General features: G+C 71.7%; 13 protein-coding genes. 10 read left to right on the forward strand and 3 right to left on the reverse strand.

The genetic code is table 11. The features are described from left to right. Positions 1-18: 18 nt before the first annotated feature. The 6 genes from O7604_RS12375 (at position 19) to O7604_RS12400 (ending at position 7,527) form a co-directional block, all read left to right on the forward strand. Positions 19-1,770, forward strand: a complete 1,752-nt coding sequence (locus O7604_RS12375) for a sensor histidine kinase (protein WP_281579696.1) — start codon at positions 19-21, stop codon at positions 1,768-1,770. Then, on the forward strand, positions 1,767-2,219 hold the full coding sequence (locus O7604_RS12380) for a response regulator (protein WP_091569521.1): 453 nt from the start codon (positions 1,767-1,769) through the stop codon (positions 2,217-2,219). Before O7604_RS12375 ends, O7604_RS12380 begins: the two co-directional genes overlap by 4 nt. Further along, positions 2,212-3,021, forward strand: coding sequence for an inositol monophosphatase family protein (locus O7604_RS12385; protein ID WP_269703922.1), 810 nt, complete (start codon positions 2,212-2,214; stop codon positions 3,019-3,021). Before O7604_RS12380 ends, O7604_RS12385 begins: the two co-directional genes overlap by 8 nt. Positions 3,022-3,205: 184 nt before the next feature. Further along, entirely contained in the window at positions 3,206-4,243 is a 1,038-nt protein-coding gene (locus O7604_RS12390; RefSeq protein ID WP_269703924.1) for a hypothetical protein, read from the forward strand. 60 nt (positions 4,244-4,303) lie between these two features. After that, positions 4,304-5,836: a fused MFS/spermidine synthase gene (locus O7604_RS12395; protein ID WP_281579958.1), complete on the forward strand. Its 1,533-nt coding sequence runs from the start codon at positions 4,304-4,306 to the stop codon at positions 5,834-5,836. A 71-nt stretch (positions 5,837-5,907) separates the two neighbouring features. Next, positions 5,908-7,527, forward strand: coding sequence for a serine/threonine-protein kinase (locus O7604_RS12400; RefSeq protein WP_269703926.1), 1,620 nt, complete (start codon positions 5,908-5,910; stop codon positions 7,525-7,527). Between the two features lie 80 nt (positions 7,528-7,607). Here O7604_RS12400 and O7604_RS12405 read toward each other — a convergent pair whose 3' ends face one another. Further along, entirely contained in the window at positions 7,608-8,276 is a 669-nt protein-coding gene (locus O7604_RS12405; protein ID WP_281579697.1) for a TrkA family potassium uptake protein, read from the reverse strand. Next, positions 8,266-9,600, reverse strand: a complete 1,335-nt coding sequence (locus O7604_RS12410; protein WP_281579698.1) for a potassium transporter TrkG — start codon at positions 9,598-9,600, stop codon at positions 8,266-8,268. The genes O7604_RS12405 and O7604_RS12410 overlap by 11 nt, the downstream gene beginning before the upstream one ends. 106 nt (positions 9,601-9,706) lie before the next feature. Here O7604_RS12410 and O7604_RS12415 point away from each other — a divergent pair, with 106 nt between their 5' ends. Then, complete coding sequence (locus O7604_RS12415) at positions 9,707-10,828, forward strand: glycerophosphodiester phosphodiesterase (protein WP_281579699.1); 1,122 nt, start codon at positions 9,707-9,709, stop codon at positions 10,826-10,828. A gap of 457 nt (positions 10,829-11,285) precedes the next feature. On the opposite strand, the gene O7604_RS12420 is transcribed toward O7604_RS12415, so the two are convergent. Continuing rightward, a complete protein-coding gene (locus tag O7604_RS12420) occupies positions 11,286-11,513 on the reverse strand; it encodes a winged helix-turn-helix domain-containing protein (RefSeq protein ID WP_064446847.1) in 228 nt (75 codons plus the stop codon). A 277-nt stretch (positions 11,514-11,790) separates the two neighbouring features. Here O7604_RS12420 and O7604_RS12425 point away from each other — a divergent pair, with 277 nt between their 5' ends. The 3 genes from O7604_RS12425 to O7604_RS12435 all read left to right on the forward strand — a co-directional run bounded on the left by O7604_RS12425 (position 11,791) and on the right by O7604_RS12435 (position 13,754). Then, complete coding sequence (locus O7604_RS12425; RefSeq protein WP_269703934.1) at positions 11,791-12,093, forward strand: DivIVA domain-containing protein; 303 nt, start codon at positions 11,791-11,793, stop codon at positions 12,091-12,093. Continuing rightward, positions 12,090-12,335 carry a hypothetical protein gene (locus O7604_RS12430; protein ID WP_047894639.1) on the forward strand — a complete coding sequence of 82 codons (246 nt, stop codon included), beginning with the start codon at positions 12,090-12,092 and terminating at the stop codon, positions 12,333-12,335. The genes O7604_RS12425 and O7604_RS12430 overlap by 4 nt, the downstream gene beginning before the upstream one ends. A 216-nt stretch (positions 12,336-12,551) precedes the next feature. Further along, positions 12,552-13,754: a substrate-binding domain-containing protein gene (locus O7604_RS12435; protein WP_281579700.1), complete on the forward strand. Its 1,203-nt coding sequence runs from the start codon at positions 12,552-12,554 to the stop codon at positions 13,752-13,754. The last annotated feature ends 2 nt before the right edge of the window (positions 13,755-13,756 follow it).

The raw sequence follows: 13,756 nt of genomic DNA on the forward strand, positions 1-13,756 counted from the left end.
GGCTACGGGGAGGAACCTGTGAAGGCGTACCAGCAGGGGTGGACCCTGCGGCGGCGGGTGGTCGCGCTCCTCGGCGTGGTGGTGGTGCTGCTGCTCGGGCTGGCCGCCGCTGAGGCGGCGGTCGCCGCGAAGAACCGCGAGAACATCGACGCGGTGCTGCTCAAGACCGGCCCGCTGCGCGTCCAGGCGCAGGAACTGATGAGCGTGCTGCTCGACCAGGAGACCTCGGTTCGCGGGTACGCGGTGAACGGTGACCGCCGTGACCTGGAGCCCTACCAGGAGGGCGTGAAGCGCGAGCAGACGCTGGCCGCCTCGATCCGGGACCTGTCGGCCGACTACCCGGACGTGCGCCGGTCGCTGGACGTGGTGGAGCAGCAGACCGCGCAGTGGCGGACCCAGGTGGCCGAGCCGGTGATCACCACTGTCGAGCGGGACGGCGCGGCGGCCGGCCAGGCGCTGATCACCGACGCGACCCGCCAGCAGTTCGACGGCATCCGGACGTCGGTGAACACCCTTCAGGACGAGATCCTCACCGTCCGGCAGGAGACCGCCGACCGGGTCAACTCGACCAGCAACGCGCTGGTCGTGCTGCTGGTCATCGCCGCGCTGGTGGTGACGACTGCCGGTGTGGTGATGCTGCTCTCGCTGGACCGGATCCTGATCCGCCCGCTGGCGGCCCTGGTCACCCAGGTGCGCGAGGTGGCCGACGGCGACTACCGGCACCACATCGAGGGGTCCGGTCCGCCGGAGTTCCGCCGGCTCGCCGAGGACATCGACCAGATGCGGATGAAGATCGCCCGCGAGCTGGACGAGGTACGCGAGGCGCGCGAGCGCATCGAGTGGGTCAACAGCCAGCTCCAGAAGCAGGCCGAGGAGCTGACCCGCTCCAACCGTGACCTGGAGCAGTTCGCGTACGTCGCCTCGCACGACCTCCAGGAGCCGCTGCGCAAGGTGGCGAGCTTCTGCCAGCTCCTGCAGCGGCGCTACGCCGGGCAGCTCGACGAGCGGGCCGACCAGTACATCGCGTTCGCGGTGGACGGCGCGCAGCGCATGCAGCGGCTGATCAACGACCTGCTGGCGTTCTCCCGGATCGGCCGGTTGACCACCGGCTTCACCGAGGTCGACCTGAACAAGGTGATGGGCGACGTCGCGGGGCAGACCGAGGCGGCGTTGCAGTACGCCGACGCGGACCTGACCTGGGGCGAGATGCCGACCATCCGCGGCGAGGAGCCGCTGCTGACCAACCTGCTGGTCAACCTGGTCAGCAACTCGGTGAAGTTCCGCCGGGCGGACGTGCCGCCGAAGGTGCACGTGTCGGCGCGGCTGGTCGGCGACGAGTGGGAGATCAGCTGCCGGGACAACGGCATCGGGATCGAGCCGGAGTTCGCCGACAAGATCTTCGTGATCTTCCAGCGGCTGCACTCGAAGGACGCGTACCCGGGCACCGGCATCGGGCTGGCCATCGTCAAGAAGATCGTGGAGTATCACGGCGGCCGGGTCTGGGTGGACACGGACGCCGACGAGGGCACCACGATCCGGTTCACGCTCCCCGCGCTGGAGGCCGACATCGAGGCCGCCAAGGCGGCGGAGGCGGCGAAGGACGGGGACGCGGCGGACGACGCGGAGCCGGCCGAGGCGCCGGCCGCCGAGGCTGCCGAGGGCGACCCGGCGGGCGTCGGGCGGCAGCCGGACGGCGAGGCACGCGAAGAGCCGCCCGCGGAGGCGGACCGACACGGTACAAACGGTGGCATGAAGGAGACGGTGGGATGACCGCGCCCGCGGACGGCAAGAGCCCGATCGAGGTCCTGCTCGTCGAGGACGACCCCGGCGACGTGCTGATGACCCAGGAGGCGTTCGAGGAGCACAAGCTCCGCAACCGCCTCACCGTCGTCTCCGACGGCGCCGAGGCGCTCGCCTACCTGCGTCGCGAGGGCCAGTACGCGGACGCGGTGACGCCCGACCTGATCCTGCTCGACCTGAACCTGCCCCGGCGGGACGGCCGGGAGGTGCTGGAGGAGATCAAGAAGGACGAGGAACTGCGCCGCATCCCGGTCGTGGTGCTCACCACCTCGCAGGCCGACGAGGACATCCTGCGCAGCTACCAGCTGCACGCCAACGCCTACGTGACCAAGCCGGTGGACTTCGAGCGCTTCATCTCCGTGGTCCGCCAGATCGACGAGTTCTTCGTCAGCGTGGTCAAGCTGCCGCCGCGTGGCTGACCCGCTGCTGGACGACGTCGGCGCGCTGCTGAAGGAGGCAGCGGCCAAGGTCGTCGTGCCGTTGTTCCGCCGGCTCGACGCGTCCGACATCTCCGAGAAGGCTCCCGGCGAGGTGGTCACCGTCGCCGACCGCGAGGCCGAGGTGCTGATCTCCGAGGGCCTGCGGCAGTTGCGTCCCGGCTCGGTGGTGGTCGGCGAGGAGGCCGTCGCCGAGGACCCGGACCTGCTGCGGCACCTGCGCGGCAGCGGCGACGTCTGGCTCGTCGACCCGGTCGACGGCACCTCCAACTTCGCCGCCGGCCGCCGGCCGTTCGCGCTGATGGCGGCGCTGCTCACCGACGGCGTACCGGTGGCCTCCTGGGTGTACGACCCGCTCGACGGCACGATGGCGGCGGGCCGGCTCGGCGCGGGCGCCCGGCTGGACGGGGCGTCGCTGGGCGCGCCGCGGGCCGAGCCGCGGGTGGGCGCGCTGCGCGGCACCGCGGCGACGAAGTTCCTGCCCCCGGACTTCCGCCGCCGGGTCGAGGAGGGCGGCCGCCGCATCGGTGAGCTGCTGCCCGGCCAGCACTGCGCCGGCCGGGAGTACCTGGACATCCTCACCGGCGCGCAGCAGTTCGTGCTGTTCTGGCGCACCCTGCCGTGGGACCACACGCCCGGCACGCTGCTGGTGCGCGAGGCCGGTGGCGTGGCCCGCCGGTTCGACGGCGCCGACTACCACCCGGCCGACGACGGCAAGGGACTGCTCGTGGCCGCCAGCCCGGAGATCTGGGACGAGGTGAGCACCGCCCTGCTGGGCGGTTGAGCGGCGCTGCGCGACGAGCACGGCACGCTGCGTCGACGTCGGACGCCGTACGCCGTCGCCGGCCTGGCGTGTCGCGCGTGGTCCGGTATCGTGACCGGCGGTCTCCGCCAGCAGGCCGCCGTCCGGCGCCGGCGGAGACGCCGCTCGGTGTACGGGGGCCGGCGGTCGACGGAAGGACCAACACGTGCCCAGGACCAGCCCTACCGGCCGGCGCGTCCGGCGGTCGCTGCTCGCCGCGCTCGCCGCGGTGGCCGTGCTGCTCGGCTCCGGCGTGGCCGCCGGGCCGGCCGCCGCCGTACCCAGCCCGAACGCCCCGAACGAGGGCGGCAGCAAGCAGCTGCGGGCGGCGCTCGAGGCGGCGGCGAAGGGCCACATCGAGGCCCAGAACAAGCTGGAGAACTCCAAGCGCCGGCAGAAGGCGCTCGCCGCCCAGCTCACCGAGATCGAGGTACGCCTCGTCGGGCTCAGCGCGCAGGCCGGTGAGGTCGCCGCGCAGTCGTACCGGATGGGCCGGCTGACCGCGACGTCGATGCTGCTCGCGAGCGCCGACCCGAACGACTTCCTCAAGCGCGCCGCCGAGCTGGACGTGATGGCCCAGCGGGACAGCAAGCGGCTGCGGGAACTGGCCGACGCGAAGGCGCAGGCGGCCGAGGCGAAGCTCGCCATCGACGCCGAGGTGCGGGAGCAGGCCAAGCAGGTCGCGGTGCAGGCCCGCAAGAAGAAGGACGCCGAGGTGGCGCTGGCGAAGGTCAGCTCGGGCGCCGGGTCCGGCTTCAACGGCACCTCCTCGTCGGCGCGGCCCGCGCCGCGCAACTCGGACGGCTCGTGGCCGTCGGAGTCCTGCTCGGTGGACGACCCGACGCCCGCCTCCGGCTGCATCACGCCGCGCACGCTGCACATGCTCCAGCAGGCCAAGGCGGCCGGTTACAAGCGGTACGCCTCGTGCCACCGCAGCGGTGGCGGCGGCGAGCACCCCAAGGGTCGGGCCTGCGACTTCTCCGCCGCCAGCGGTGGGTTCGAGGACAAGACCGCCACCGGCGGCGACAAGGCGTACGGCGACAGCCTCGCCGCCTGGGCGAAGAACAACGCGAACCGGCTCGGCATCATGTACGTCATCTGGTATCGGCAGATCTGGATGCCGAACACCGGCTGGCGCGCGTACAGCGGTGGTGGCAGCCCGGCCGCGGACCACACAAACCATGTTCACATCTCGATGTATTGACGCGGCCCGCCGGTGGCGCTGCGTACCATCGCCACGGTGAGCAGCACATCGTCCGACGTCATGGCGGAACCGGCGGCCGACGCCCCGGTTCCGCCGCGGGCCCTCCCCAACGGGCTCGCCGCGTTCCTCGTCTTCTTCTCCAGCGGTGCGGTGCTGGTGCTGGAGACCGTCTCGTTGCGCCTGGTCGGCCCGTACGTCGGGGTGACGCTCCAGGTGACCAGCTCGGTCATCGGCATGGCGCTGGCCGCGATCGCCTACGGGGCGTGGTTCGGCGGGTGGCTCGCCGACCGGCGTGACCCGCGTACCCTTCTCGCCCCGGCGCTGGTGCTGGCCGGCATCGCCACCGCGGTCACGCTGCCGATCGTCAGGTACGCCGGTGAGGCGCTGCGCGGCGGCGCGGCGAGCGCGGTGCTCCTGCTGACCGCGCTGACCGTGGTGGTGCCGGCGGCGCTGCTGTCCGCCATCACCCCGCTCGTGGTGAAGCTCCAACTCGCCGACCTGCGCCGCACCGGCCAGGTGGTGGGCAAGCTGTCCAGCATCGGCACGCTCGGCGGCATCACCGCCACGCTCGGCACCGGCTTCATCCTGGTGGCAGCGCTGCGCAGCTCCGTCATCGTGCTGGGGCTGGCCGCCGCGCTGGGGGTGAGCGGGCTGGCGCTCGGCGTCTGGCTACGTCGGCAGGCGGATGCCGGTGGGCCGTCCACGCCGGGCCGGGTCAAGGCCGCGCTGGCGTTGCTCGGTCTCGCCGCGGCCGGGCTCACCGCCGCCGCGCCGAACCCGTGCGACGTGGAGACCGCGTACCACTGCGCCCGGGTCGAGGTGGACCCGTCGTGGCCGCAGGGCCGCACGCTGTACCTCAACTCGGCCGAGCACTCGTACGTCGACCTGGACGAGCCAAACCACCTCAAGTACGCGTACACGCAGTGGATCGGCCTGGTCGCGGACGTGGCGCGGCCGGCGAAGCAGCCGATGGACGCGCTGCACCTGGGTGGCGGTGGCTTCACCGTGCCGAACTACCTGGCCGCGACCCGGCCCGGCACCGACAACCTGGTGTTCGAGCTGGACGGCGGGCTGGTCGAGCTGGACCGGCGGGAGCTGGGCCTGCGCACCGGCCCGAAGATGCGCGCCGAGGTGGGCGACGCGCGGGTGCTGCTGCGCGACGAGCCGACCGACAGCCGCGACTTCATCGTCGGCGACGCGTTCGGCCACCTGGTGGTGCCGTGGCACCTGGCCACCCGGGAGATGGCCGCTGACATCCGCCGGGTGCTGCGCCCGGACGGGATCTACGTGCAGAACGTCATCGACTACCCGCCGGGCCGGTTCATCCGGGCCGAGCTGGCCACCGTGAAGGCCGAGTTCGCGCACGTCGCGTTGATCGCCCCGCCCGGCGCGATCGACGGGGAGCAGGGCGCCAACTTCGTCATCGTCGCCTCGGACGCGCCGCTGCCGCTCGCCGCGATCCCGCCCGGGCTGAAGCTGCTGCCCGAGCGGGCCGAGCTGATGGACGAGGCGCGGGTGACCGAATGGGTCGGTGACGCGATGGTGCTCACCGACGACTACGCGCCGGTGGACCAACTGCTCGCGACCGCCTGAACGGGTGACTTTTCTGACCGATTCCGACAGCTGAGGTGTACCGGGGTCGACTTCGGGCAACAGGACCGACCATGGGTGGACCGGTCAGGAACGGCGTGCAACTGCTCGGCGAGCGATATCGGCTCGTCGAGCAGTTGGGTGCGGGCGGCATGTCGGTCGTCTGGCGCGGCTACGACGAGGTGCTGGGCCGCCAGGTCGCGGTCAAGGTGCTGGCCTCGCGGCTGGCCAGCGACAAGGCGTTCCGGCACCGGATCCGGGTGGAGGCGCAGGCCGCCGCGCGGCTGTGCCACCCCAACATCACCAACGTGTACGACTACGGCGAGTCCGTGCAGGTCGGCCTGACCGTCCCGTACGTGGTCATGGAACTCGTCGACGGCGGTCCGCTCAGCGGGCGGCTCGGCCGCGACGGGCAGCTTCCCTGGCGGGAGGCCATGACCATCGGCGCGGAGGTCGCCTCGGCGCTCGCCGCCGCGCACGCCCGGGGCGTGGTGCACCGGGACGTGACACCGGGCAACGTCATGCTGACCCCGACCGGGGTGAAGGTCGTCGACTTCGGCATCTCGGCGCTGGTGGGGGAGAGCGACAAGGGGCCGGACGGCGCGCTGCTCGGCACACCGGCCTACCTCGCGCCGGAGCGGCTGGACAACGGGCACGTCTCGCCCGCCACCGACGTGTACGCGGTCGGGCTGCTGCTCTACCGGATGCTCACCGGCCGCCTGCCGTGGCAGGCCAGCACCACCACCGAGATGCTGCGCGCGCACATGTACCGCGACCCGGACCCGATGCCCGCCGTGCCGGGCCTGCCCGAGCCGGTGGCCGCGCTGGTGCAGCGGTGCATGTCCAAGCGGCCCGAGGACCGCCCGGCCACCGCCGAGGTGGCCCGTACGCTCGCCGAAGCGGCGGGTATCGCGGCGATCGTGCCGGTGTCACCGGCGTTCGGCCGGATGGACCCGGCGCTCGCCGAGAACGCGGGCACCACCATCCTGCCGTGGTCGGCGGAGACCGACGCGCTGCCGTTCTCGGCGGTGCGTACCCGCACGAGGCGGGCGGTGGCGCGGCGGCGCAAGGTCGAGGCCGGGGTGGCCGCCGTGGGCCTGGTCGCGGTCACCGCCACGCTCTGGGGGCTGACCTCGCGGAGCCCGGCCAGCGGCGGGGTGGAACCGACCGAGGCGCGGATGAGCCTGCCCGAGCCGATCCCCTGCGCCGTCGACTACTCGCTGCGCCGCGACACCGGCAAGGACTTCTCCGCCGAGCTGACGCTCACCAACACCAGCGACCGGGAACTGCGCGGCTGGACCATGAACTTCACGTTCCCCGGCAAGCAGACCGTGACCACGTCCCAGCCCACCGCGCGTCAGGCGGGGCGTACCGTCTCGATCGCCGCACCGGCGACGGACCCGGCGCTGGCGCCCGGCGCGTCGACGAAGCTGACGCTGGCGGGCCGCTACACCGGGAGCAACACGCTGCCGGTGGAGTTCACCGTCGGCGGCAGCACCTGCGGCGTGCAGGTCTCCGGCATCGCCGGTTCGGCGCCGACCACCGCGCCGCCGGTGAAGACGCCGGTCAAGCCGGCCACCAAGGCCACCGCCAAGAGCGGGCCGGCGAAGGCCAAGCCGGCCCCGGCGAAACCGAAGCCCAAGGCCGCGCCGAAGCCCAAGGGCAAGGAGGGCCCGAAGGGAAAAGCAAAGTAGACCGGCCGAAGGGGGGTGAGCACGGCAAGGGCAAGGGTCCTGGTCCCAAGAAGGGCTGACGGCCAGGTCAGCGGCCCCGGTCAGGTCACCGCGGAGAAGCGCTGCACCTGGGAGATGCCACCCTCCACGATCAGTACGCTGTCCGCCTTCAACACGGTGTCCGGCCCGACGTACCGGAACGGTTCCCCGGCCTGCTTCTCGCCGACCACCATCACGCCGTACCGGTCCTGCGGGGCGATGTCGCGCAGCGACCGCCCGACCAGCGGCGCGGGCACCTTGATCTTGGCGATGGCGAAGTCGTCGTCGAACTCGATGAAGTCGAGCATCCGGCTGACGATCAGGTGCGCCACCCGCTCGCCGGTCTCCTGCTCGGGGAAGACCACGTGGTGCGCGCCCACCGAGTGCAGGATCTTCGCGTGCTTCTCCGACGTGGCCCGCGCCCAGATCTGCTCGATTCCCAGCTCGGCCAGCGCCAGTACGGTGAGCACGCTCGCCTCCAGCGACGCGCCGATGGCCACCACGACCCGGCGGAAGTCCGCCAGCCCGAGCTGGCGCAGCACCGCCTCCTCGGTGGTGTCCGCCTGCACCACCCGGTCCAGGTCGGCCGACCAGTGCTGGACCCGCCCCGCGTCGTGGTCGATCGCCAGCACCTCGTAGCCGAGGCGGGACAGGGAGTCCGCCAGGCGCGAGCCGAACCGGCCCAGGCCGATCACCGCGATGCCGGTCTCCTCCGGATGTCTAGCCGACAATGGGTTGCTCCTCCGGGTAGCGGTACAGCCGTCGACGGGTGTTCAACGCGATGGCCGAGCCGAGGGTGAGCGGCCCGATCCGTCCGATGTACATGAGCGCGGTCAGCACGTACTGGCCCGGTGGCGAGAGCTGCCCGGACACGCCGACGGTCAGGCCGGTGGTGCTGAAGGCGGAGGTGACCTCGAACAACGCGGCCGAGAACGATATGTGCGAGGTCAGCGCGATCAGGCCGACCGTCCCGCCGGCCACGAGCGCCACGCTCAGCAGCGCCACCGTCAGCGCCTGCCGCTGGCTCGCCGTCGCCACCCGGCGGTGCCCGACTGTGGTGTCCGGCTCGCCCCGCAGCTCGGCCCAGATGGCGAAGCCGAGCAGGAAGAACGTGGAGACCTTGATGCCGCCCGCGGTGCTGGCGCTGCCGCCGCCGATGAACATCAGGCCGATCAGCATGGGGTAGCTCTCGTCGGTGAGCCGCCCGACGTTGACGACGTCGAAGCCGCCGGTACGGCTCAACGCGATCTGGGTGAACGACGCCAGCAACTTGCCCGGCACGTCGAAGGTGCCGATCGTGAACGGGTTGCCCCACTCGGCCACCAGCAGGTACGCGACGCCGAAGACGGTCAGCACCACGCTGCCCCAGACGGTCAGCTTCGTGGCGACCGCCCAGCGCGCCGGCTGCCGCCACTCGCGTACCGCCTCGAACAGCGCCGGGAAACCCAGCCCGCCGATGATCGCGCCGACGCTGAGCGGCAGCGCCACCCAGCCGTCCCGGGAGAACGCGATCAGGCCGTCCGAGTAGAGCGCGAACCCGCCGTTGTTGAACGCCTGCACCGAGTGGAACACCGCCGACCAGAGCGCCCGGCCCGGCCGGTAGTCGTACGCCAGGAACAGGCGCGCGGCGATCACCGCCGTCATCAGCGCCTCGGTGACGAAGACGGTCGCCGCGATGCGCAGCAGCAGCCGGCGTACGTCGCCGAGGCCGAACTCGGCGGTCTCCGCCTGCACGAGCAGCCGGTTACGCAGACCGAGCTGGCGGGACACCGCCAGGATCACCAGCGACGCCCCGGTCAGGATGCCCAGACCACCGAGCTGCGTCAGCACGGTGATCATCACGAGCCCGAAGCCGTTCCAGTAGTTCGGCGTGTCGGTCACCGCCATCCCGGTCACCGACACCGCCGAGGTGGAGGTGAACAGCGCGGTGACGAACGGGGTGTACCGCTGCTGGCTCGTCGCCCAGGGCAGCATGAGCAGACCGGTGCCGACCAGGATCACCGCCAGGAACCCCAACGGCACCAGCCGTACGGGCTTCCGGAGCAGGCGGCGCACCCCGTCATCTTCCGTCCGGAGATTCACCGGCAGGTCAGAAACCGACCAACTGGCGGTCAACCACACCCGGTCTGCTGTGCGTACCCATCGACGACAGGAGACGGCGTTGCGACGTACCCTTTCCGCCCTCGGCGTGACCGGCGCGCTGCTCGCGGCGGCCGCAGTGGTGGTGCCGGCCGTGGCCGCCCAGGCCGGCCCGGACCACCGCGCCGCCGAGCAGGCCCGCCCGGCCCAGCGGCCGATCGTGATCGGCCACCGCGGCGCGAGCGGCTACCGCCCCGAGCACACCCTGGAGGCCTACCGGCTCGCCATCCGCCAGGGCGCCGACTTCATCGAACCGGACCTGGTCGCGACCAGGGACGGCGTCCTGGTCGCGCGGCACGAGAACGAGATCTCCGGTACGACGGACGTGGCCGCCCACCCCGAGTTCGCCGCCCGCAAGGCGACGAAGACCATCGACGGGGTGAAGGTCACCGGCTGGTTCACCGAGGACTTCACGCTGGCCGAGCTGAAGACGCTGCGGGCCAAGGAGCGGCTGCCGCAGGTGCGGGTCGCGAACACCGCGTTCGACGGCAGGTTCGAGATCCCGACGTTCCAGGAGGTCATCGACCTGGCGCGGACCGAGTCGAAGGCCCGCGGCCGGACCATCGGCGTCTACCCGGAGACCAAGCACCCGACCTACTTCGCGTCGATCGGCCGTCCACTGGAGGAGCCGCTGGTGGCGGTGCTGCGCCGCAACCGGCTCACCCACCGCGCAGACCCGGTGTTCGTCCAGAGCTTCGAGACCGCCAACCTGCGCAAGCTCGACACGATGATCGACGTACGGCTGGTGCAGCTCATGGACGCGTCCGGCGCGCCCTACGACTTCGTCGCGGGCGGCGACAAGCGGACCTACGCGGACCTGGCCACGCCCGCGGGCCTGGCCTGGATCTCCCGGTACGCCGACGGCGTCGGCCTGAACAAGAACCTGATCGTGCCCCGGGACCCGGCCGGACGACTGCTCGCGCCGACAGCGGTGATCCGGGACGCGCACCGGCGGAAGCTGGTGGTGCACGCGTGGACGTTCCGGGCCGAGAACCAGTTCCTGCCGGTGGACTTCCGGATCGGCACCGACCCGAACGCGCGTGGTGACATCACGTCGGAATACGAGCTGTTCTTCGACCTGGGCCTGGACGGCGTGTTCAGCGACCACCCCGACACGGCGGCGGCCGCCCGAGCCGGCCGCTGACCCTGCTCCTTCGACGGGGTGCCCGCCGCAGCGGCGGGCACCCCGTCCGCTTGCCCAGGTCCGTCCCGGGCCCCCTAGCCGATCTGTGAGTTCTCCCGGCTCCCCCGGCTCCCCAGCTCCGAGAGATCTTGGTATCAAACGGCCCTCATAGGGGCCCTTTCCTACCAAGATCTCCACCGATCCCACCTCGCGGAACGCCAGTCTCGCCCGATGGACGGCGCTCGACGCAGCAACAAGCCGAACGGGGAGCTCCCGCCCGCGCCGCCCCGAAACCTCTGCGATCTTGGAGTTGTGGTGCCTGATAAGTCGGGCTAACCGGGCATCCGAGGCGCCACAACTCCAAGATCGACGGTGGTGGGCGGTGGCGGGCGGGCTTGTCGCGCGGGGCGGGCGCCACTTCGGGGGAGTGGCTGCTTCCGGGCGCGATGATGCCGCCACTTCGGCGTAGTGGAGTTGATCAGGCCGGGGGTTCGGCTACGTAGGTGCCTCGGCCGGGCTGGCCGGTGATCAGCTCGCGATCGTGCAGCAATGACAGGGCGCGGGACGCCGTGTTCATGTGGACGCCATAGGCTTCGGCGAGTTCACGGGTCGAGGGCAACTTGTCGCCGGGCTTCAACTCGCCACTCTTGATCTTTGCGGCGAGTTCGTTGGCGATCTGACGATACGGCGCTTCGGCTGTAGGCATGGTGAGGACTCCGGTCGGTTCGGCACCTCCGATCATGCCGGGCCTACACCAGTAACTGCAACAAGCGGAAAGCCCGATGTGGACGCTCGATCTACACAGGTATTTTGGGTAGGCTGACCGCGTCCGGCTCCGGTTGGTTCGGCAAACCTCGGGAGTCGGACCCGGATTGGGCTCCGGGGTCGTACCGCCGAACGGGCTGCGGTCTCGGGGTCGGCGGCCCGCCCGCGTCCCCTGTCTGCAGGCGGGCCGCCTCCACGGCTCGGTGAGGAGGATCGGCGTGCGTAACGTGCTCAACCTGTTCCAGCCATCCCGGCGACGCGGCAAGGGCGGCTCGCCCAACCAGGGCTGGTACCGATCGGATTCGTGCCGGCCGCTGAGCGTCGGGCAGATCCGCGAGCGGAGGTTCCGCACCGTGCGGCACGGGCTCGACCCGGCGGAGGTGCACGCCTTCCTCTACCGGGTGGCGGGTGACCTGGCGCTGGCCCGGCGAGACGCGTCCCGGTACGCCGAGGAGAACACCCGCATCAAGGCGGCGCTCAGGAGCTGGCAGTCCCGGTTCACACCGGGCGCGCAGCGGTGAGCCGGGAGCGGTTCGTCGTACACCTGCCGGTTCTCGCGGCCGATCTCGACGGCGCGCGGGGGTTCGCGCGGGCCATCTGCCGGGCGCTCGGGTTCCTGGCCGACGTGGAGCGCGCCGGGACGACCGTGTCGCGGGAGGACGAGCAGTCCGTACGCCACTGGGTCTGGTGCGACCGCCCGCGCGACGGTGGCCGGCGATGTGCACGGGCGGCCGACCACGACGGGGACTGCGGCGGGCGGTGACCGACGCGCGATGGCGTGGGGCGACATTCCCGGCGAGGTGCGCGTGGTGGGTGTGGCCATCCCGGGTCGGTGCGGTTACGTGTCGATGTCCGCCGTTGTAACGTGCGGCCATCCCGTCACGGGTACTTGTGTGCGCCGACCACATAGCCCGTGGGTGACGTCACTTCTAGCGTGAGCCGACAACTGACATTCCCCCTGTCCTCACCTGGAGTCGCAATGACGATCCGGCACACGCGACGGGTGTTCCTTACCGCCGCCACCTCGGTGGCGGTCGCTCTGGCCGCCACGGCCTGTGGCAGCCCGCAGGACACCGCATCCGGCGGCGGCGACGCCGCCCCGGTCAAGGTCGGTCTGGTCTACTCCCAGTCCGGGCCGCTCGCCAGCTACGGCAAGCAGTACATCGAGGGTTTCAAGGCGGGCCTCGACTTCGCCACGAAGGGCACCGGCAAGGTCGGTGACCGCACGATCGAGGTGACCGAGGCCGACGACGCGGGCGACCCGGCCAAGGCCGTGTCCGCCGCGAAGGACCTGATCGGCAAGGGTACGAAGATCATCGCCGGGTCCACCTCCTCCGGGGTGGCGCTCCAGGTCGCGCCGATCGCCGCGCAGAACAAGGTGCTGTTCATCTCCGGCCCGGCCGCCACGGACGCGGTGACCGGTGCGAACAAGTACACGTTCCGTTCCGGCCGGCAGTCGTGGCAGGACGTGGTGACCGCCCGGTCGTTCATCGGCGACGCGGGCGGCAAGAAGGTCGTGGTGTTCGCGCAGGACGGCGCGTTCGGTGACGCGAACGAGGCCGCCGTCAAGGCCGTCATCGGCGGCGCCGGTGCGGACGTGAGCAGCGTACGGGCCCCGGCCAGCGCCACCGAGTTCACGCCGTTCGCCAGCCAGATCAAGGCCGCCAAGCCGGACCTGCTCTTCGTCGCCTGGGCCGGCACCACCGCCGGCGCCATGTGGCAGACGCTCGACCAGCAGGGCGTCCTCGCCTCCACCACCGTCGTCACCGGCCTGGACATCCGCGCCTCGTGGCCGACGTTCGGCGCGGCCGGCAGCAAGATCTCGTTCCTGTCGCACTACTTCGACGGCGCCAGCGACACCGAGGCCGCCAAGGCCGCGAAGGCGAAGGTGCCGGGCGGCACGCTCGACCTGTTCCACCCGGACGGGTTCGCCGCCGCGCAGATGGTCGTCCGCGCCGTGCAGGAGGGCGGCGACGACGTGGAGAAGATGGTCACGGCGCTGGAGGGCTGGGAGTTCGAGGGCGTCAAGGGCACCATGAAGATCCGCGCTGAGGACCACGCCCTGCTCCAGCCGATGTACCAGGCGAAGCTCTCCGGCAGCGGCACCGCCTTCACGGCGACCGCGCAGAAGTCGCTCACCGGTGACGAGAGCGCGCCGCCGGTCGCGCAGATGAAGGGCTGACC

It is taken from the genome of Micromonospora sp. WMMA1947, from assembly GCF_027497355.1.
Classification (GTDB): Bacteria; Actinomycetota; Actinomycetes; order Mycobacteriales; family Micromonosporaceae; genus Micromonospora.